The sequence below is a fragment of the Mesorhizobium sp. WSM4828 genome (assembly GCF_055811175.1).
Genome location: NZ_JBVVQK010000006.1, coordinates 113,211 through 132,941, shown reverse-complemented (window position 1 = coordinate 132,941; position 19,731 = coordinate 113,211). Strand labels below are relative to the sequence as shown.

At 64.5% G+C, this 19,731-nt stretch carries 15 protein-coding genes; 10 read left to right on the top strand and 5 right to left on the bottom strand.

Going from position 1 to position 19,731, the window contains the following annotated elements; translation table 11 throughout:
- Positions 1-92: 92 nt before the first annotated feature.
- The 4 genes from AC0L2X_RS09585 to nagA are packed head-to-tail and all read left to right on the top strand — an operon-like array spanning position 93 to position 3,953.
- Positions 93-974 carry a glucosamine kinase nucleotide-binding domain-containing protein gene (locus tag AC0L2X_RS09585; RefSeq protein ID WP_473599648.1) on the top strand — a complete coding sequence of 294 codons (882 nt, stop codon included), beginning with the start codon at positions 93-95 and terminating at the stop codon, positions 972-974.
- Positions 971-1,753: a GntR family transcriptional regulator gene (locus AC0L2X_RS09580; protein ID WP_352663873.1), complete on the top strand. Its 783-nt coding sequence runs from the start codon at positions 971-973 to the stop codon at positions 1,751-1,753. The genes AC0L2X_RS09585 and AC0L2X_RS09580 overlap by 4 nt, the downstream gene beginning before the upstream one ends.
- Positions 1,750-2,781 (top strand): SIS domain-containing protein, encoded by a 1,032-nt coding sequence (locus AC0L2X_RS09575; RefSeq protein WP_352491134.1) that lies wholly within the window; start codon positions 1,750-1,752, stop codon positions 2,779-2,781. Before AC0L2X_RS09580 ends, AC0L2X_RS09575 begins: the two co-directional genes overlap by 4 nt.
- Positions 2,778-3,953, top strand: coding sequence for an N-acetylglucosamine-6-phosphate deacetylase (gene nagA, locus AC0L2X_RS09570; RefSeq protein WP_352491135.1), 1,176 nt, complete (start codon positions 2,778-2,780; stop codon positions 3,951-3,953). The genes AC0L2X_RS09575 and nagA overlap by 4 nt, the downstream gene beginning before the upstream one ends.
- Here the strand turns inward: nagA and AC0L2X_RS09565 are convergent.
- From AC0L2X_RS09565 to AC0L2X_RS09550, 4 genes are all read right to left on the bottom strand, one after another.
- Complete coding sequence (locus AC0L2X_RS09565; RefSeq protein WP_352491136.1) at positions 3,950-5,473, bottom strand: malonate--CoA ligase; 1,524 nt, start codon at positions 5,471-5,473, stop codon at positions 3,950-3,952. The two genes, nagA and AC0L2X_RS09565, sit on opposite strands and share 4 nt — an antisense overlap.
- Positions 5,474-5,513: 40 nt before the next feature.
- The gene (gene rpe / locus AC0L2X_RS09560; protein WP_352491137.1) at positions 5,514-6,191 is read right to left on the bottom strand and encodes a ribulose-phosphate 3-epimerase; all 678 of its coding nucleotides are present in this window, start codon (positions 6,189-6,191) and stop codon (positions 5,514-5,516) included.
- A gap of 216 nt (positions 6,192-6,407) precedes the next feature.
- On the bottom strand, positions 6,408-10,190 hold the full coding sequence (locus tag AC0L2X_RS09555) for a DUF7929 domain-containing protein (protein ID WP_352491138.1): 3,783 nt from the start codon (positions 10,188-10,190) through the stop codon (positions 6,408-6,410).
- 10 nt (positions 10,191-10,200) lie between these two features.
- Entirely contained in the window at positions 10,201-12,426 is a 2,226-nt protein-coding gene (locus AC0L2X_RS09550) for a hypothetical protein (protein ID WP_352491139.1), read from the bottom strand.
- 322 nt (positions 12,427-12,748) lie between these two features.
- Between AC0L2X_RS09550 and dnaK the strand changes: the two genes are divergently transcribed.
- From dnaK to AC0L2X_RS09520, 6 genes are all read left to right on the top strand, one after another.
- Positions 12,749-14,665, top strand: a complete 1,917-nt coding sequence (gene dnaK / locus AC0L2X_RS09545) for a molecular chaperone DnaK (protein WP_023679851.1) — start codon at positions 12,749-12,751, stop codon at positions 14,663-14,665.
- A gap of 212 nt (positions 14,666-14,877) precedes the next feature.
- Positions 14,878-16,008: a molecular chaperone DnaJ gene (dnaJ, locus tag AC0L2X_RS09540; protein ID WP_352663889.1), complete on the top strand. Its 1,131-nt coding sequence runs from the start codon at positions 14,878-14,880 to the stop codon at positions 16,006-16,008.
- A 116-nt stretch (positions 16,009-16,124) separates the two neighbouring features.
- Entirely contained in the window at positions 16,125-16,730 is a 606-nt protein-coding gene (gene pmtA / locus AC0L2X_RS09535) for a phospholipid N-methyltransferase PmtA (protein WP_023679853.1), read from the top strand.
- 60 nt (positions 16,731-16,790) lie between these two features.
- On the top strand, positions 16,791-17,387 hold the full coding sequence (locus AC0L2X_RS09530; protein WP_352491142.1) for an NADPH-dependent FMN reductase: 597 nt from the start codon (positions 16,791-16,793) through the stop codon (positions 17,385-17,387).
- Entirely contained in the window at positions 17,384-18,097 is a 714-nt protein-coding gene (pyrF, locus tag AC0L2X_RS09525) for an orotidine-5'-phosphate decarboxylase (protein WP_352491143.1), read from the top strand. Before AC0L2X_RS09530 ends, pyrF begins: the two co-directional genes overlap by 4 nt.
- A 171-nt stretch (positions 18,098-18,268) precedes the next feature.
- Positions 18,269-18,556, top strand: coding sequence for a DUF1330 domain-containing protein (locus AC0L2X_RS09520; RefSeq protein ID WP_023718908.1), 288 nt, complete (start codon positions 18,269-18,271; stop codon positions 18,554-18,556).
- On the opposite strand, the gene AC0L2X_RS09515 is transcribed toward AC0L2X_RS09520, so the two are convergent.
- Positions 18,553-19,611, bottom strand: a complete 1,059-nt coding sequence (locus tag AC0L2X_RS09515; protein ID WP_473599647.1) for a D-alanine--D-alanine ligase family protein — start codon at positions 19,609-19,611, stop codon at positions 18,553-18,555. The two genes, AC0L2X_RS09520 and AC0L2X_RS09515, sit on opposite strands and share 4 nt — an antisense overlap.
- Positions 19,612-19,731: the final 120 nt, after the last annotated feature.

The following is a 19,731-nucleotide window of genomic DNA, read 5'->3' as shown; positions in this document are numbered from 1 at the left end:
CCAACAAACTACGCCTTAACTTTTTTGAAACGGAAATTAATCCCTTGGCTATTGGTATTTTATTGGTATTATCCGCCCGGAGGAGAAATCGCGTGAAATTCGTGCTCGGCATCGATGGCGGCGGCACCAGCTGCAGGGCGGCCCTTGCAACGGTCGACGGCATCGTCCTCGGCCGCGCCAAAAGCGGTGCCGCCAACATCCGCACCGATCTCACCGGCGCCAGGACGAATATCGTCGACGCGGCGCAGCAAGCCTTTGTCGCCGCGGGCAGAGATCCGGGACTGATCGCGCAAACTCCGGCCATTCTCGGCCTAGCCGGAGCCAATGTCGGCACCTACCGGCAGCAGCTCGAAGCGATCCTGCCGTTCCGCATCAGCCGTGTCGAGACCGACGCCGAGATCGCGCTGGAAGGCGCGGTTGGCTCCGGCGACGGCGCCATGGCCATACTAGGCACCGGCACCGCCTATATGGCACGCAAACAAGGCAAGTCGCGCGCCATCGGCGGCTGGGGGTTCCAGGTCGGTGACCAGGGCAGCGGCGCCCGCATCGGCCGCGACCTGCTCGAACAGACGCTGCTCGCCTATGACGGCATCCGCCAGGGATCGCCGCTGACGCAGGCCATGCTCGCCATCTTCCGCAACAATCCCGAGGATGTGGTCGAATTCACCACCAATGCCAAGCCCGGAGACTTCGGCGGCTTCGCGCCCAAGGTGTTCGAACATGCCGAAAAAGGCGACGTCGTCGCTATCTCGATCCTCGACAAGGCGGTCGCCGATGTCGAGGCAGCGCTTGGCGTGCTCGACCTCGGTGGCGACGATCCGCTCTGCCTGCTCGGCGGGCTGGCGCCGCTTTACGCGCCGCGCCTGTCGGCCCGCTATCGGGCGCTGCTGAAACCGCCGCTCGACGACGCGCTGGGCGGCGCGGTGCAGATGGCGGTTCGGATTTTCGCCAACACGGCGGAGACAGCGCGATGAGCGAAGCCGCCGACCAGATATTCGCGGCGCTGAGACAATCGTCGCAGAGCGGCGCGCCGCTCTATCTGCAGCTCAGGAAAAGCATCGAGGATGCGGTCAAACGCGGGCTGATCGGACCGGGCGATGCGCTGCCTTCCGAGCGCGACATCGCCAGCAAGGCCGATATTTCGCGCGTCACCGTGCGCAAGGCGGTGCAGGACCTGGTCAAGGGCGGCATCCTCGTCCAGCGCCATGGTTCCGGTACTTTCGTGGCGCCACGCATGGAGCGCGTCGAGCAGTCGCTGTCGATGCTGACCTCGTTTACCGAAGACATGGCGCGGCGCGGCATGGCTGTGCGTTCGGCCTGGCTCGACCGCGGCCTCTATCCGCCGTCGCCCGACGAGATGATGGTGCTCGGCCTGGCGTCGAACGAATTGGTGGCGCGCGTGGCGCGCCTTCGCATCGCCAACGACACGCCGCTGGCGATCGAGCGCGCCTCGCTATCGACAAGCGTGCTGCCCGATCCGGCGGCGATCGGTTCGTCGCTCTACGCGGCGCTGGAAAAGACCGGCAACAGGCCGGTGCGGGCGGTGCAGCGCATTTCCGCAACCAATCTTGGCGATAGCGACGCGCATCTGCTGGAAGTGCCGCCGGGCATTGCCGGCCTGCATATCGAGCGTATCTCCTATCTGGCGAGCGGCAAGGTGATCGAGTTCACCCGCTCCATCTACAGGGGCGACGCTTATGATTTCGTCGCCGAACTCCGGCTGAGCGGGCCGGGCGAAGAGGGCCGGCCATGAGCGCAACAACGACCCATATGCGGCGCGAGATCGAGGAGATCCCGGAGGCCACCGCCCGCCTGCTTGACGGCTCGGCCGCGGTGCTGACGGAGGCCGGACGCGGCATTCGCGAGCGCGACCCGAATTTCGTCGTCACCGTGGCGCGCGGCTCGTCCGACCATGCCGCGACCTTCATGAAATATGCCGTGGAGCTGACCGCGGGCCTGGCGGTTGCATCGGTCGGCCCGTCGATCGCCTCGATCTATGGCGCCAAGCTCAAGCTGGGCGGCTCGGCCTGCCTGGCCATCTCGCAGTCCGGCAAGAGCCCGGACATTGTTGCAATGGCGCAAGCGGCGCGGGCCGGCGGGTCGCTGACCGTCGCCATCACCAACACCGCCGATTCGCCGCTCGCGCGAGCCTCGGATTACGCCATCGATATCTTGGCCGGACCGGAGCTCAGCGTCGCGGCGACCAAGACCTTCGTCAATTCGGCGGTCGCCGGCCTCGCCTTGATGGCGCACAGCACCGGCGACGACAAGTTGCTCGCCGCACTCGCCCGCCTGCCGGAGCATTTTCGCAAGGCGATCGCTTGCGACTGGATGGCGCTGGCTGGGGCACTCGAGACGCAAAAATCGCTGTTCATCCTTGGCCGTGGCCCGTCGGCGGCGATCGCCAACGAGGCGGCGCTGAAATTCAAGGAAACCTGCGCCATGCATGCCGAGGCCTATAGCGCCGCCGAAGTCATGCACGGCCCGCTGGCGCTGGTCGGTACCGGCTTCCCGGTCCTGGCACTTGCCGCTCGCGATGCATCCGAACCGTCGGTGGCCGATGCCGCCGATAGCCTGGCCGGCAAGGGCGCCGCCGTCTTTGTGACGTCGGACAAGGCAAAGAGCGCGCGGCCGCTGCCGCATGTCGCCACCGGTCATCCGTTGACCGACCCGCTAACGCTGATCGTGTCGTTCTATGGTTTCGTCGAGGCCTTTGCCCGCCATCGCGGCCTCGACCCCGACACGCCGCCTAATCTGCGCAAGGTGACCGAAACCCTATGAGCGACCGTTTTGCCCTGACTGGCGCCCGGATTTTCGATGGCGACGACTGGCACGACGATGCGGCGCTTGTCGTGCGCGACGGCCTCGTCGAGGCCATTGTTGCCGCCGGCGCCATTCCATCCAATGTTGCGCGTATCGAGACCGGCGGCATGCTGGCGCCTGGCTTCGTCGATCTGCAGGTCAATGGCGGCGGCGGCGTCATGCTCAACGATCATCCCGACGTCGCCTCGATCGAGACCATCTGCCGGGCGCACGCGCCCTTCGGCACGGCGGCGCTGTTGCCGACGCTGATCACCGACACGTCCGACATTACCGCCGCGGCGGTTGCCGCCGGAGCCGCAGCGGCACAGAGGAAGGTGCCGGGCTTCCTGGGCCTGCATCTCGAAGGGCCGCATCTGTCGATCGCCCGCAAGGGCGCGCATGACCCGGCCCTGATCCGGCCGATGCTAGTTGCCGACCAGGCGATGCTGATCGCCGCACGGAAAAACCTGCCGGTGCTGCTGACGACGGTGGCGCCCGAATCCGTCGAGCCCCGTCAGGTGTCGGCGCTCAGCAAGGCCGGCATTGTCGTCAGCATCGGCCATTCCGATGCCGGCTATGCCACGGCTCGCACCTTTGCCGAGGCCGGCGCAACGGTGGTCACCCATCTGTTCAACGCGATGAGCCAGATCGGCAATCGCGAGCCGGGGCTGGCGGGCGCGGCAATCCATACCGGCACATTCTATGCCGGGATCATCGCCGACGGTATCCATGTCGATCCGGCCACCATGGCCATCGCCTTGCGCGCCAAGCAGGGGCCGGGCAAGATCCTGCTCGTCACCGACGCCATGGCGACGATCGGTACCGACATGACCTCGTTCACGCTGAACGGCCGCACTATCCACCGCAAGGATGGCAGGCTGACACTTGCCGACGGCACGCTGGCGGGCGCGGATCTCGACATGATTTCCGCGGTGCGCTTCGTGCACCGGGTCGTCGGCCTCGACCTCGACGAAGCCTTGCGCATGGCCTCGCTCTATCCGGCGCAAGCGATCGGTCAGTCGCACCGGCTCGGGCGCTTCGCCAAAGGCACCGCCGCCAACATCGTTTCGCTGTCGGACGATCTGGACGTGAAAAGCGTCTGGATCGACGGCGCCAAGGTTTTTGCAGCCAACACTATCCCTCCGGCTTAGCCGGCTTTGGACGTATAGAGGTCCTTGTATGCTTCGCGCAGCAGGTTCTTCTGCACCTTGCCCATCGTGTTGCGCGGCAGTTCGTCGACGAAGACCACCCGCTTCGGATGCTTGTACCTGGCGAGGCGCCCGGCGATGGCCTCGATGATCCCTGCGGCGCTGATGGCCGAGCCCGGCGCCCGTACCACGACAGCGGTGACGCCTTCGCCGAAATCCGGATGGGCAACGCCGATGACAGCGCTCTCGGCGACACCAGGCAGCGCGTCGATCTCGCTCTCGACTTCCTTTGGGTAGATATTATAGCCGCCGGAAATGATCAGGTCCTTGCCGCGGCCGACGATGTGGACATAGCCGTCGGCATCGATCAGCCCGAGATCGCCGGTGATGAAGAAACCATCGTCACGGAATTCGGCCCTGGTCTTTTCGGGCATGCGCCAGTAGCCGCAAAAGACGTTCGGGCCCTTGACCTCGATCATGCCGACCTCGCCCCGGGCAAGTGTTTCGCCGCCATCGGGATCGGCGATGCGCAGGGAGACGCCGGGCAGGGGAAACCCGACCGTGCCGGCACGCCGCTCGCCATCATAGGGGTTCGACGTGTTCATGTTGGTCTCGGTCATGCCGTAGCGCTCGAGGATGGCGTGGCCGGTGCGCTCGCGCCAGGCTCTGTGCGTCTCGGCCAAAAGCGGCGCCGAGCCGGAAATGAACAGGCGGATGTTTTTCGCCGCTTGCCGGTTCAAACCGTCCTGCTGCAGCAGGCGGACGTAGAATGTCGGCACGCCCATCAGGACGGTGGCGCGCGGCAGCAGCGAGACGATGCGGGCCGGGTCGAATTTGGTTTCGAACAGCATCGAGGCGCCGGCCATCAGGACGACATTGGTGGCGACGAAAAGGCCATGCGTGTGGAAAACCGGCAGCGCGTGAATCAGCACGTCTGCGGCAGTGAAGCGCCAGAGGTCGACCAGCACCCGCGCATTCGAGGCGAGGTTTTCGTGGCTGAGCATGGCGCCTTTCGAACGGCCTGTGGTCCCGGACGTGTAGAGGATCGCAGCAAGGTCGTCCGGTCCGCGCGCCACATCGTGGAAGTCCACGGCCGCCTCAGAGGCGCGGTCGGTCAACGAACCCTCGCCCTTGCTGCCGAGTGTCGCGACCGCAGCGCCCGAGGCCTGCGCCAAAGCGCCGATCTCAGTCACTCGCGCCGGGTCGCAGACGATCAGTCGTGGCTCGGCATCCCTGAAGAAATAGTCGAGCTCGGCCAGCGTATAGGCGGTGTTGAGCGGCAGGAAGATCGCGCCGGCACGCAGGCAGGCGAGATAGAGGAAAATGGCCTCGGGGCTCTTCTCGACCTGAACGGCGACGCGGTCGCCGGCTTCGACGCCCAGCTGCGACAGCGCATGTGCCAGTTGAGCGGAGCGCGCCAGCATTTCGCCATAGCTGATCGAGCGCCCATCCTCTGCCTCCATCAAAAGGCGTTCGGGCGCGGGCACCCGGGCACGGAAAGCATCGAACAGATGGTTGCTCATGTTTCCCCCGAGCCGCGGTTTCCGGGCCAGGCGGCAGCGGTCAGCCGGCCGCCTTGTCCGCCGCTGCCCTGATTGCCTCGATATTTGCCCGATAGGCCTCGACGCTGCCGCCCTTGAAAATGGCCGCACCGGCGACCAGCACGCTGGCGCCGGCGGCAGTGACCAGGGGCGCCGTTTCAGGCGAAATGCCGCCGTCGATCTCGATCCGGATCTGCCTGGCACCGATCAGCGCCTTCACCCGCTTCACCTTGTCGACGATCGCCGGAATGAAAGCCTGGCCGCCGAAGCCAGGATTGACCGTCATGATCAGGACCAGATCAAGCCGGTCGAGCACGTATTCGATCATCGTTTCCGGTGTCGCCGGGTTGAGCGACACACCGGCCTTCTTGCCAAGGTTTTTGATCGTCTGCAGCGAGCGATCGAGATGCGGCCCGGCTTCGGCATGCACCGTGATGCCGTCGCAGCCGGCCTCGGCGAAGGCGGCCAGATAGGGGTCGGCGGGGGCGATCATCAGATGGCAGTCGAAGAAGGCCTTGGTGCGATTGCGGATCGCCTTGATCACCGGTGGCCCGAACGTGATGTTCGGGACGAAATGCCCGTCCATGACGTCGAGATGGATCCAGTCGGCGCCGGCCGCCGCCACCGCCTCGACCTCGTCGCCGAGCTTCGAGAAATCGGAAGCCAGCACCGATGGCGCGATCAGGGTTTTTTTGCTCATGGTGCGGCCTTCCTGAACGCCTCAGTTTACAGACCCTCTGTATCGACTGCCTAGACCATGAGTGCGGAAAGTGGAAGCCGGTTTGTCCTTCCGCCGACGCCACGGCTTCAGGTTTGCGCTGCCCTTTCATCTGCCCGCCAAAGAAAAAACCCGCCGGACCGCTCCGGCGGGTTTGGGTGACGCGAACCATCACCGTTTGAAGTTCCGTGCGCGATCCTATTGCTCGAGCTGCGGCTTGCGCCTTGGCACGACCTGCTGAAGAACCTTTGGATTCAGCAGCAGGTTCGGGTTGCGGATCGGCTGGCACTGGCCATTGATCGGCCGCGCGCCAGGTGCGCATTCCAGCCGTGGTTTGCGGCAGGCGCCGTCGCGCAGCTCTGTCCCACGCGGGCAGACGCAGACGCCACGCTTGTTGTGGACCTGACCAGGTATCGGGCACTCCACCACAACAGGCTTCTTGCGCCTGCAGGCATTGCCTTGCACTTCCGTGCCCTTCGGGCAGACGCAATCGCCGTTGGCATCGTGGATCTGGCCACGGATCGTGCACTGCTCGGGCTTTGGCCGGATTGGCCGGCAGGCATTGCCTCTGACTTCGGTGCCCCGCGGGCAGACGCAATCGCCAGCGGCGTCGTGGATCTGGCCACGGATCGTGCACTGCTCGGGCCTTGGCTGGATTGGCCGGCAGGCATTGCCTCTGATTTCCGTACCCCTCGGGCAGACGCAATCGCCAACAGCGTTGCGGATCTGGCCAGGAATGGTGCACTGCTCAAGCTTCGGCTGGATTGGCCGGCAGGCACTACCCCTGACTTCGGTGCCCCGCGGGCAGACGCAATCGCCGGCAGCGTCGTGGATCTGGCCGCGGATCGTGCACTGCTCGGGCTTGGGCTCTTTCCCCACGCAAGCGCCGTTTTCCAGTTCGGTTCCGCGCGGGCAGACGCAGTGTCCGTCTTCGGTACGGATCTGGCCTTTGAGCAGAACGCAAGGTCTTGGCTTCGGCACGATGACCGTGCCGCCGCCGGACGAGCATTGGCCGTTGCGGAAGGTGGTGCCTGGCGGGCAGACGCAGTTGCCGGCGTCGTTCATGACGAAGCCTGCCGAGCATTCCTTCTTCACCTCATTCCTGATGGTGAAGGGATGACAGGCATAGGCCTTGCCGCGATCGCCCTGCACGTTGGCCGCACCGCGGGACAACACGTCGCCCGCGCCTTGCACCGGCGTGTTCGGAGAAAGCACGCCGACGCAGTTCTGGCCATTGACCGTGCCCTGCAGAGTGGCCAGGCGGCCGTCGTCGGGAATGGTCACGATCACATTGTGCACGTGGCTTTCCCCGGCGCCAAGCGTCAAGTTGGCGATGCAGGATAGCGGCAAGGTTGCCGGCTCCGGCGAGCAGCCAAAGGGCGGATCGATCGAGGTGATCGCAACGCCTTCCAGCCGGCCGAGGCCTTCGACGCCGATGGCATCGCCGATGCGAACCGGACCGGAGAAGGCGCTCGCGCCATCGTTCGTGATGGTGATCTCGAACGAGCAGGGTTGGCCGGGCTGGCATTCGGCGTCGCCGGTCTTCTCGACGCGGATGATCGAGGCGCCGCCGCCCTTGGCGCAGGCCCGGCCGATCGGATAGACGATGTCATCCCCCGGAGCCGGGCCGTAGGAGCCGCGTGCGCAGTTTTCGAATTCGCCACCCGCGGCAACCGTCACGTCGAAATGCCGGCTGGTTCCAGGCGTCATGACGGCGCCGGGAATCTGGCAGGACAGCGCATTGGCCGGAACCGGTCCGCAGGCCCATTCCGCGCCGTCTGGGGTGACGGTCTGGATCTGGACCGGCGCCCCGCCGGCTATCAGCGTTGCGGCATCGTTGACCCGCACCGGACCGGTCGGGGCAGCGGTGCCCAGGCTGATGACGGCAATACGGCAGGAAACGACCGCAGCGCCGGCCAGCGAACCATTGCACACCTTGGTGATGCGCAGGGCTGGCTGGCCGCCATTCGGATGACGGATGCGTTCCTTGGCGCAGGCCCTGTTGTTGGTGATGTCGTTCTCACCGGGAATGGCCTTCACCTCGGCGCAGTTCTCGACGGTATCGGGCCGGTAATTGGCCGGCATCACCGCCCTGACGAAGATCGGCGTCGAGGCGCCAGGCAACAGCACGATGCCGGCATTGTCGCAGCGGAACTGGCCGGGGCCGTTCGGTCCGCATGTCCATGGCGGCGTCGGGCCGAAGGTCGAGGATGCCGGCACGCCGCCCGGATAGGTATCGACGACCGTCAGCGGCCCGTTATAGGGGACGCTGCCATTGTTGATAATGTCGATCACGAAGGTGCAGACGCCATCGGCCGAACAGAATTCGGTGCGGGCGCGCTTCTTCAGGATCAGGTCGACCTTCTTCTCCACCGGCGGCCGGCAATCGCGGTCACGATCGCCACGCCGGCAGACCGGGATCGAAGCACAGCCGCGATCGTTTTGCTGGTTGCCGAAAAGCGGCTTGCCGCTGGCCCCGTAATTATAGGTGGCGCAGTTGCGCAAGACGCTGCCTCGCCAGCCTGCGGCCGGCTTGAAGCCGAGCTCGAGGTCGACAGAGGCACCCGGATTGAGCGTGGTTACCGGATGAGTACAAATCATCGGGGTGGTTCCAGGCGCGCAGACCCAGGGCGGGTTCGGCCCTGAATCGAGGATGGAGCCGGCCGGCGGGGTGACTTCGTCGAGCACGATCTTGCCGTGGTAGGGTGCATCGCCGACATTGGTGACCCTGATGGTGAAGTCGCAGCCGCCGTCCATCGTGCAACGTTGCACGTCGGCGCGCTTTTCGACTTTCAGATCCGGTTCCTTGTCCTTCGGCGGGCAGCGCTGATCACGCGGGATGACGATGTCGATGGTCTGCGTGCAGCACAGGCCCCAGCCCTCCTTCGGGCCGGCATAGGTTTCGATGCCGGTGACGATGATGTGGATAACGTCGCCGGGTGAAGCGCCGACGATCTTCCAATTGAGCACACCGCCGCCGGCCGGCACCAATTGCGTGTCGGGAATGATGGTGATGCCGGGTGTCGTCGTCGAAAGCTGCACCCATTTGCCGGCCATTTCTGGGCCGACCGGCATGTGGTAGATGAAGGCGCCGCCGCCGGGCACGCAATCAACCGTGCCGCGCTCCACCTTGAAGCATTCCTTGCCGGGAGGTGGAGGCGGCGGGTTGCACCTGGTGACGTCGATCTTGATCGAGGTCTTTACACCCGTGAGGTAATTGCCGTCGTCCGGCTTGCCCGGGTCCTGCGACGGGATTTCGATGCCGGCGCCGCGTTCGCGGCTCACCTTGACCATGCCCTGGTTGTGAACGATCGTCGGCGACGGAAACGCCGCATGATCGATGTTGGCGGTGATCTGGAACGTGATGACGCGCTCGTTCGCAGCGCCGACGCCGTCGAGATCGCCGGCGGAAATCCGGAAATCGGACACCGTCGCGGTATCGTCCGGGCCAGCCGAACTGCTGATCGCAGCGCCGGGCAGCGGTCCGCCCGACGCATCGGTGCCGTCGCCGGTCACATGTACGCCGACGATGCGCAGGCCGTGCGGGAGCTGGTCCCTGAAATCGAGCCTGACCTTTTTCAGCATGGCCGCGACGCCCGGGCTGGCAAAACCCTGCGGATTGCCGCGCAAGCCAAAGCTCAGCGAGTATACGACATAGTCGCAGCCTCGCTGGGTGCCTTTCTTGGTGAAGAAGGGCACGATCCGGCCCGGCTCTGGATTGACGATACGAGGATTGTCGAAATCGAGCTTGGTATCGGGAATGACTGTGACCGAACCGGCAGGCTTGACCTTGGCCGGAGCAAGGTCTTCAGCGAAGCCTTGCAGCGGGCTCAGCATGGCGACCGCGATACCGGCCGCCATCAGCCAGCGCGCGCCGCGCCTGGCGAGTGACAGGGGTTTCATGATGGTCTCCATGACGAATGATTGTTTGCCGGTTGATTGGCTGCTCGTCGCAGGCGGGAAAAGTGCAAGATTGCTCATCTTCCCCTCCTCACGGTTCGCAGCTGACGGCTGGGGTTCTGAGCGGCAAGGTCATCTTGCAGCAAGGGTAGTAGCCAGCCTTGTCGCGGTCGGACTGCCTGTAGAAGCAGAGCCCGACATCGACCCTGTCGCCAGGATAATGGCCGGTGATGCCGATCGTGAATGGCGCGCCGGGTGCATGCGACAGAGGTGACGTCACCCCGACGCCAGGCGTCCTGGACAGAGCCTTGATCGAATCGCCGCCGAAGCCGGCATGGTCATTGAGATAGAGATCGGCCTCGAGGCCGGAGGGCGTGCAGAAATACCTGACATCCTCGACGTCGAGGCAAGGAGGCAGATTGCCGGGAGGCGGGAAGTCCGGCGGATAGAACGGTGGCAGATAGCCGCCCGGCACCTGCTCGTAATAGCCGGCACGGCCTTCGCAGGGGCGCCAGACCTCGACGTCGCCGACATGGCCCTCGACTTCCGGGTCTTCGAAATAAGTGTCGAAGTCGACGAACCACGAGCCGAAAGGCGGCACGTTGGCCGGCTTGACCAGCGCCGTCGGCGTGATCTGCACGCCGTGCACGGCAAGCGGCCCGCCGGCAGCGAGTTGTTCGGCAAGCTCCGGGTTGTCGCGTAACTTGTCGCCGGTATCGACCAGCGTGTCGGTGCAGACGCCGCTATCGAGATTGCCTTCGGCATCGTAGCCATATTGCAGGTCGAGGCCGCCGGCCGACTGCCGGTTGTCTTGCGGGAAGCCGACCGCATATTCCTGCGGCACTTCCACCCAGGCCGATTCGGTCGCCGGATCGTCCGGATTTTCGCGCCAGTAGCGCATGACCTCACCCTTGCCGGAATCGGCGAACTGGCTGTAGTCGTAGCGGTTCTCCGCCGGGCCGCGCTGGGCCAGGTACATGAAGCCCTTGTTGTCGAAGGCGATGTCGGTGACCGCGTAATCCTTGTCGGCCTTGACCGTCAGTTCCCAGCGCGGGTCGCCGGCGAAACTGCCGTCGCCGGCAATGCCCACCGACCAGATCTCCGCCTTTTCCCCGACCGAGTAGTAGAGCCGGCCGCCACGATAGGCGACCGACCAGACGCGGCGCTCGTCCTGTGTGTAGCCCCAGCTGTCGGGGTCCTCGCTGTCGAAGGCAGCACCCTGGATGTCCATCACCGAGCCGTCGTCGGCAACGGCGGCAAGCCCGTGCGCCGGGCGGCCGGCTATGCCGTGGTCGAACGTGTCGAGCAGCGCGCCATTGGCGTCGATGCGGTGGATGAGACCGGTGTCGAGATCGCTGGCGAAGAACTGGCGGTGGATATTGTCGAAAGTGACGTCGCCGATGCCGGGGCCGCTATTGGCGTCGATATCGGCGAATCTCGAGACAGCGCCCGTGATGCCGTCGATCTTCCAGATCGTTCCGGGGCCGCCGCCGTTCTCGGTGCCGAACTGGCCCTCCATGAAGACCGCGTCAGCCGAGCCGCGGCGCTGCCGCTCCGATCGGCCATCGGCATCGCCGTCTGGTGTGACGATGCGGATGCCGTTCAGCGACGTGGCGCCGGCATAGAGGTTTGGAATGGCCGAGGGAACGCCGTCGCGCACGCCGTCGTCATAGGCGATGCCGAACACCTGGCCGATTTGTCCGGCCGTGACCTCGAACGGTGGCGGGGTGAATACCAATTGGCCAGACGCCGGCCCGCCCAGCCTTGAGACGTCGAAGACGCGCAAGGTCGCGCGCGCCGTGTCGATGAAGGTTTCGTCGACGGGATCGACGCCCGGTGGCAGGCCTTCCTCAAAATTGGGGATGATGGTGCCGGAGAATCCGGTCATTGCCATCGAGCCGGGATAGATGATCCGGGTTTCCTGAGCCTGGGCCGAGCCGCAGAGCCAGAGCCCAGCGGCGAGCGCCAAGACCGACAATCCGCTGGCAGCCTGGCCGCTGGCAGCCTGGATGGCGCGGCGCAAACGGCCGGCGCGAGAGCGCACCAACGCGCCGTGGTCGCAAGACATGGATCTCCCCCCACAGGTCATGGGAGAAACATCCGGTCCCGGCGCGCAAATCAGGGCAAGGCGCGGCGTTCCAGCACGTTCATCCCTGATCGAATTGTCTGCTTTCCTCAACGTCACGATACGCTTGCGTCCGCGCAGGGTCAACGGAACCAGCGAAAAGCCCAGCGCATCGACCCGGTCCCGAAGGCGATAGTCGCGCTGAGCTCCTGCTGTTCCCGTAGACCATGGAGCCTCTGGATCTGCGGTCATGGGGTTTTCCTTTCCGGGGCCGCACGACGCGGCACCTGAGCGTCAGTCGCGGGGCGAGGCGAAAAGGTTCATGGGCCGGGGGCCGGGCCGGCTGGATCACCGCCGGAAAATACCGGCCTGCCGGTCCCGAATCCGATCAACCGCGATGAATGGTGAACGCCTTGCGCAGAATGCTTGCGCGTCACGCAGCCTGTTCTTATATACGCGCCAAGCCGTCCAGCGCCGAATGCCGGTTGCCGGAGCGGAATTTCTTGTGAACAGGGGCTTTCGTCGGAACGCCTGTACGGGTCCTGAGAGCCTGCTTAGCGGAGAGATTAGAACAATGGCAAAAGTAATCGGTATCGATCTGGGAACAACCAACTCCTGTGTCGCCATCATGGATGGCAAGGAATCCAAGGTCATCGAGAATGCGGAAGGCGCCCGCACAACCCCTTCCATCGTCGCCATCAACAGCGACGGCGAGCGCCTCGTCGGCCAGCCGGCCAAGCGCCAGGCGGTTACCAATCCTGAAAACACCATTTTCGCGGTCAAGCGCCTGATCGGCCGCCGCTACGACGATCCGGTGACGGAGAAGGACAAGAAGCTTGTCCCCTACAAGATCGTCAAGGGCGACAATGGCGACGCCTGGGTCGAGGCCGGCGGCAAGAAGCAGTCGCCCAGCCAGATCTCGGCGATGATCCTGCAGAAGATGAAGGAAACGGCGGAGGCCTATCTCGGCGAGAAGGTCGAGAAGGCGGTCATCACCGTTCCGGCCTATTTCAACGACGCCCAGCGCCAGGCGACCAAGGATGCCGGCAAGATCGCCGGCCTCGAAGTGCTGCGCATCATCAACGAGCCGACGGCGGCCGCGCTTGCCTATGGTCTCGACAAGAAGGAAGGCAAGACGATTGCCGTCTATGACCTTGGCGGCGGCACGTTCGATATTTCGGTGCTCGAAATCGGCGACGGCGTGTTCGAGGTGAAGTCGACCAATGGCGACACCTTCCTCGGCGGCGAGGATTTCGACATGCGTCTGGTCGAATATCTGGCGGCCGAGTTCAAGAAGGAACAGGGCATCGACCTGCGGAACGACAAGCTCGCCCTGCAGCGCCTCAAGGAAGCGGCTGAAAAGGCCAAGATCGAGCTGTCGTCCACCACGCAGACCGAAATCAACCTGCCCTTCATTACCGCCGATGCCACCGGCCCCAAGCATCTGACGCTGAAGCTGACGCGGGCGAAGTTCGAGAGCCTGGTCGAGGATCTCGTCCAGCGCACGATCGATCCATGCAAGGCGGCGCTCAAGGATGCCGGCCTGAAGGCCGGCGAAATCGACGAAGTCGTCCTGGTCGGCGGCATGACCCGCATGCCCAAGATCCAGGAGATCGTGAAGCAGTTCTTCGGCAAGGAGCCGCACAAGGGCGTCAACCCGGATGAGGTCGTCGCATTGGGCGCCGCCATCCAGGCCGGCGTGCTGCAGGGCGACGTCAAGGACGTGCTGCTGCTCGACGTGACGCCGCTGTCGCTCGGCATCGAGACGCTGGGCGGCGTGTTCACGCGGCTGATCGAACGCAACACGACGATCCCGACGAAGAAGAGCCAGGTGTTCTCCACGGCCGAGGATTCGCAGTCGGCGGTGACCATTCGCGTCTTCCAGGGCGAGCGTGAAATGGCCGCCGACAATAAGGCGCTCGGCCAGTTCGATCTGGTCGGCATCCCGCCGGCGCCGCGCGGCGTGCCGCAGATCGAGGTCACCTTCGACATCGACGCCAACGGCATCGTCAACGTCTCGGCCAAGGACAAGGGCACCGGCAAGGAGCACCAGATCCGCATCCAGGCGTCTGGCGGCCTTTCGGATGCCGACATCGAGAAGATGGTCAAGGACGCCGAGGCCAATGCCGAAGCCGACAAGAAGCGGCGCGCGCTGGTCGAGGCCCGCAACCAGGCCGAGGCGCTGGTGCATTCCTCGGAGAAATCGCTGAAGGAATATGGCGAGAAGGTTTCCGAGGCCGACCGCACGGCGATTGCCGATGCGATCGCGGCGCTGAAGACCGCTGCCGAAGGCGACGATGTGACCGAGATCGAGGCCAAGACGCAGACGCTCGCCGAAGTCTCGATGAAGCTCGGCCAGGCCATGTACGAGGCTTCGCAGAAGGAAGCCGCCGAGGCCGACGCCAAGGCTGATGCCGCTAAGGACAGTGACGTCGTCGATGCCGATTTCGAGGAAATCGACGAAGACGACGAGAAGAAGAAGTCGGCCTGAACCGCCTGACGGTACAGGTAAGGAAAAAGCCCGGCGCGCAGCCGGGCTTTTTTGCAACCCTTTACCGGAAAAACGCGGAACTGCCCGAAAAAATGCGGACAAAGCCTCGTAGACACTGGCATCCCGGCTCCATCACACCTAAATCGGAACAGCGTGCCGGCAAACGACGCAACGATGCTTCAAGACGTTGAATATCCGGACTGCGGGAGAACATGAAAGCTGATTTTTACGAAACGCTGGGCGTGCAAAAGGGCGCCGACGAGAAGGAGCTCAAGAGCGCTTTTCGCAAGCTCGCCATGCAGTTCCATCCCGACCGCAACCCAGGCGACCATGCCTGCGAGCACAAGTTCAAGGAAATCAACGAAGCTTACGAGACACTGAAGGACCCGCAGAAGCGCGCCGCCTATGATCGCTTCGGCCACGCCGCCTTCGAGCACGGCGGTATGAATGGCGCGGCGCAAGGCTTTGGCGCTGGCGGCTTCGCCGACATTTTCGAGGACATTTTCGGCGACATGATGGGCGGGCGCCAGCGCCGCTCGTCCGGCGGCCGCGAGCGCGGCGCCGACCTGCGCTACAATATGGAAATTACGCTGGAAGAGGCATTTTCCGGCAAGACCGCGCAAATTCGCGTGCCGGCCTCGATCTCCTGTTCGGAATGCTCGGGCAGCGGCGCCAAGCCCGGCACCCAGCCCGTCACCTGCTCGATGTGCAACGGCCACGGCAAGGTGCGCGCCACGCAAGGCTTCTTCTCGATCGAGCGCACGTGCCCGCAATGCCAGGGGCGCGGCCAGACCATCAAGGATCCGTGCCCGAAATGCGCCGGCCAGGGCCGTGTCACCGAGGAGCGCTCGCTGTCGGTAAACATCCCTGCCGGCATCGAGGATGGCACCCGCATCCGGCTGGCCAATGAGGGCGAGGCCGGCCTGCGCGGCGGCCCGTCGGGCGATCTCTACATCTTCCTCGCGGTCAAGCCGCACGAATTCTTCCAGCGCGACGGCGCCGATCTTTATTGCAAGGTGCCGATCTCGATGACGACGGCAGCGCTTGGCGGCTCGTTCGAGGTGACGACACTGGACGGTACCCAGACGAAGGTGAAGGTGCCGGAAGGCACTCAGAACGGTCGCCAGTTCCGCCTCAAGGGCAAGGGCATGCCGGTGCTGCGCCAGCCCAATATCGGCGACCTGTACATCCAGACCGTGGTTGAGACGCCGCAGAACCTTTCGCGCCGTCAGCGCGAATTGCTGGAGGAATTCGAGCAGCTTTCCTCAAAGGACAATTCGCCTCAGTCGAGCGGATTTTTCGCACGCATGAAGGACTTTTTCGAAACGTTCGGCGAGCACTGAAGCTGATCCCTGGAAACGCTTCCCGAGCGTGATCAACACCTTATCCGGGGATTCGCCTTGTCTTGCACCTCGTAACTGCTAAGTAGCATGCGAGGGAGCGTTGAGGAGGACTTTCGATGACGCGTAGTCCCGGACTGCGAAAGACGCTGGCAGAAAAGTTCGACGACGAGTTGAAGTTCTTCAAGGGCTGGATCGACAAGCCGAAGGCGGTCGGTTCGATCGTCCCGACCAGTTCCATCACCGCGGGCAAGATGGCCTCGATCGTCGATCCGACATCCGGCCTGCCGGTGCTCGAGGTCGGGCCCGGCACAGGCGTCATCACGCGCGCCATCCTCGCCCAGGGCATAAAGCCTGAAAACCTCTACGCGGTCGAATATTCCACTGATTTCGTGCGCCATCTGCGCCAGCTTTATCCAGGCGTCAACGTCATCGAGGGCGACGCCTTCAATCTCGACGCGACGCTCGGCGACAAGCGCGACCTGATCTTCGATTCGGTGATATCGGGTGTGCCGCTGCTCAATTTTCCGGTCGCGCAGCGCATCGCCTATGTCGAGAGCCTGCTCGACCGCATCCCGGCAGGCCGGCCGATCGTGCAGCTGACTTACGGGCCGCTGTCGCCGATCCCGCCCGGCCGCGGCGACTATACGGTCGAGCATTTCCATTTCGTCATCCGCAACATTCCGCCGACGCAGCTGTGGATCTACCGGCGCGGGGCCGCTTGAATTGAAGCGTTGGGTTTGAATAGCATTTGTCATATACCCATCGGGTGACAAGGCAGACCCATGGCTGTGATCCCGAAAATTCTTGTCTTCGCCGGTTCGGTGCGCAACGGCGCCTATAGCGGCAGGACCGCCGACGTGGCGCAGAAGGAACTTGCCATGCAGGGCGCCGAGGTGACCCGCATCTCGCTTGCCGACTATCCACTGCCGATCCTCGACCAGGATTTGGAAAAGGACGAAGGTATTCCCGAAAACGCCGTCAAGCTCGGCCGGATGATCGCCGCCCATGACGGGCTGCTGATCGCGACGCCCGAATATAACGGCTCCATTCCGCCGCTGCTCAAGAACACCATCGACTGGGTGAGCCAGCTGCGCAAGGATGGCGGCCGGACGTTCAGGCCGTTTGCCGGCAAGGTCGCCGGCCTCTGCTCGTCTTCCAACGGACCCTTCGCCGGGATACGCTGCATCAACCATCTGCGCGCCGTGCTGGTGCGCTGCCGGATGGAGGTGGTGACACCGGAGTGTTCGGTGCCGGAGGGCGGCAACGCCTTCGACGACGAGGGCAACTTCAGGGATGAGAGACTACACCAATCGATGGAGCACCTATGCCGCACGCTGATCGAAACCTCGCGCATGCTGTCGACGCGGATCGAGGCATGATCCCGGACGCCGCGCACGCCGACACAATGCAGGAAAGGCTGATCGTCGGCCTCGACCTGCCGACGCTGAAGGAAGCCGAGAAGGCGGTGCGCGAGCTCGACGGGATCGTCTCCTTCTACAAGATCGGCTACCAGCTCGCCTTTGCCGGCGGGCTCGACTTCGCCCGCGAGCTGGCCAGCGGCGGCACCAGGATCTTCCTCGACATGAAGCTGCTCGACATCGACAACGCGGTAGCCAAGGGGGTCGACAACATCGTCAAAATGGGCATGAGCATGCTGACCATCCATGCCTATCCGAAGACGATGAAGGCGGCGGTCGAGGCTGCGAAGGGCAGCGACCTTTGCCTGCTGGGGGTCACTGTGCTGACCTCGATGGACGAGCAGGACGTGATCGACGCCGGCTATGAGTATGATCCGCATACGCTGGTGCTGAGGCGCTCCGAGCAGGCGCTGCATGCCGGCATGGGAGGCATCGTCTGCTCGGCCGAGGAAGCGGAGGCGGTGCGCCGCATCGTCGGCCCCGACCTGGCCGTCGTGACGCCGGGAATCCGGCCGAAGGGCAGCGACCATGGCGACCAGAAACGCGTGGTGACGCCGGCGCAGGCGATCCGCAACGGCTCCAGCCACCTCGTCGTCGGCCGGCCGATCGTCGGCGCGGCCGACAGGCGGGCGGCAGCGGAAGCCATCCTCGATGAAATGCGCTCGGCCTAAGGACCAATTCCGAAACTCTACTCCGGCGGCCGTCTGGCGGCGTTTTCTCCGCTTCCGGTGCTCACGTACTTTGAGTACGCTCCGCTCCGGTTCTCGAAAACACCCCCAGCCAACTCGCCGGAGCGACTTTCAAAATCGGTCCGTGCTCTGCCAAAGACCCGGAGAAAAGCCATGCCCAAGGGATACTGGATCGCTCGCGTCGATGTACGCGATGCGGAAGGCTACAAGGACTATGTCGCAGCTGCCAAGCTGGCCTTCGACCGCTTCGGCGCCAAGTTCCTGGCGCGCGGCGGCGCGCATGAGAAGGCAGAGGGGCCGGGCCGCGACCGCAACGTGATCATCGAGTTTCCGTCGCTTGCGGCGGCGCATGACTGCTACCACTCGCCCGAATACCAGCGCGCCGTCGCGATCCGCCAGAAGGTGGCTGACGGCGAAATCGTGCTGGTCGAGGGGATTTAGGCGAGAAGCCGGTTCATCGCGGTTTCAGCCATCGCATCGGCGAGGCTCAGGCCCCATTGCCGGCGACAGTAATCGCGGAAATCGAAGCAGGGCAGGCCGGGACAGACCTCGAACTCGATGAGGTGCACGCTGTCGTCGGCTTCGACCCGGAAGTCGATGGAAAAGACGTCCCGCAGGCCAAGCCCGATCATCAGGTTTCCGGCTATTCGACGAATAATTGCATCCGCTTGAGGCTGGCTGTCGGCGACCGGCAGCAGCGCCGGCACTGTGTATGTTCCCGACGCTTTCGCCACTGCGCCGGTATCGCCGTAAAGCGCCAGGCTGTCCTGCATGGTCTGGAAATCGCCGCTTGAATCGACAAAGGCGATGCCCAACGCCTCGACGCCGGTATCCGGCCTCAATCCGAGAAAACTGGCCCGCGCATTGCGCCCGGCGACATAGGGCTGGACGACGACATCGTCGCGATAGGCGGCGAAGACGCGCCGGCTAAGCTCCAGCGCATGGCCGAGATCGTCGCAGCGCGAATCCGGCCAGATGCCGATCTTGGCGCCGAGCCGGTTCGGCTTGACGAACCAGCCGCCGGACGAGGCCGGTGGCGCGACCAGCCAGGCACCGTCGCGGGCAAGGCCCGCCTGCGGCACCGGCAAGCCGAACGCGCCGAGCACGGCGCCGGACCGGAACTTGTCCTGACAGAGCGCGAACACCGCATCGTCGGCGCCGATCGCCTTCAGACCGTTCAGCCGTGCCAGAGCCGGTGCCGCGCCGCCGCGGAAATAGGCAATGCCGTCGGTCAGCGTCCAGACAAGCGTGGTCTTCGGAACTTCGCTGGCGAGAACGCTTGCGGCATTGTCGAGCGCCAGCGGCGCGAAGGTCAGGCCGCGCTTCTGGCAAGCGGCGGCAAGTGCGTCGAATTCAGCAGCGATGTCGGTCGATTGCGCCAGATAGGAGGCGATTTCGGCGGCGCGCTTCGGCACGTGATTATCGGCGACCAGCCGATCGAAGCAGGCCTTTTCCGGCTCATAAACCAGGATCAGTTTCGGCTTGCGGGTTGACATGGGTGGGACGGCTCCTGGCAGCACGATTGCCTACCATCGCACGGCGAACGCATTCGGCTTGCGCGGAACCGACGCCGATCGGACGCCTGCACGACAGCAAGTGCACCATGTTCTCGTTTG

Bases quoted from the DNA above. Each gene is read 5' to 3' on its own strand.
- AC0L2X_RS09580 (WP_352663873.1), top strand. From the start codon at position 971: ATGAGCGAAGCCGCCGACCAGATATTCGCGGCGCTGAGACAATCGTCG.
- AC0L2X_RS09575 (WP_352491134.1), top strand. From the start codon at position 1,750: ATGAGCGCAACAACGACCCATATGCGGCGCGAGATCGAGGAGATCCCG.
- nagA (WP_352491135.1), top strand. From the start codon at position 2,778: ATGAGCGACCGTTTTGCCCTGACTGGCGCCCGGATTTTCGATGGCGAC.
- AC0L2X_RS09565 (WP_352491136.1), bottom strand. From the start codon at position 5,473: ATGAGCAACCATCTGTTCGATGCTTTCCGTGCCCGGGTGCCCGCGCCC.
- rpe (WP_352491137.1), bottom strand. From the start codon at position 6,191: ATGAGCAAAAAAACCCTGATCGCGCCATCGGTGCTGGCTTCCGATTTC.
- AC0L2X_RS09555 (WP_352491138.1), bottom strand. From the start codon at position 10,190: ATGAGCAATCTTGCACTTTTCCCGCCTGCGACGAGCAGCCAATCAACC.
- AC0L2X_RS09550 (WP_352491139.1), bottom strand. From the start codon at position 12,426: ATGACCGCAGATCCAGAGGCTCCATGGTCTACGGGAACAGCAGGAGCT.
- dnaK (WP_023679851.1), top strand. From the start codon at position 12,749: ATGGCAAAAGTAATCGGTATCGATCTGGGAACAACCAACTCCTGTGTC.
- dnaJ (WP_352663889.1), top strand. From the start codon at position 14,878: ATGAAAGCTGATTTTTACGAAACGCTGGGCGTGCAAAAGGGCGCCGAC.
- pmtA (WP_023679853.1), top strand. From the start codon at position 16,125: ATGACGCGTAGTCCCGGACTGCGAAAGACGCTGGCAGAAAAGTTCGAC.
- AC0L2X_RS09530 (WP_352491142.1), top strand. From the start codon at position 16,791: ATGGCTGTGATCCCGAAAATTCTTGTCTTCGCCGGTTCGGTGCGCAAC.
- pyrF (WP_352491143.1), top strand. From the start codon at position 17,384: ATGATCCCGGACGCCGCGCACGCCGACACAATGCAGGAAAGGCTGATC.
- AC0L2X_RS09520 (WP_023718908.1), top strand. From the start codon at position 18,269: ATGCCCAAGGGATACTGGATCGCTCGCGTCGATGTACGCGATGCGGAA.
- AC0L2X_RS09515 (WP_473599647.1), bottom strand. From the start codon at position 19,611: ATGTCAACCCGCAAGCCGAAACTGATCCTGGTTTATGAGCCGGAAAAG.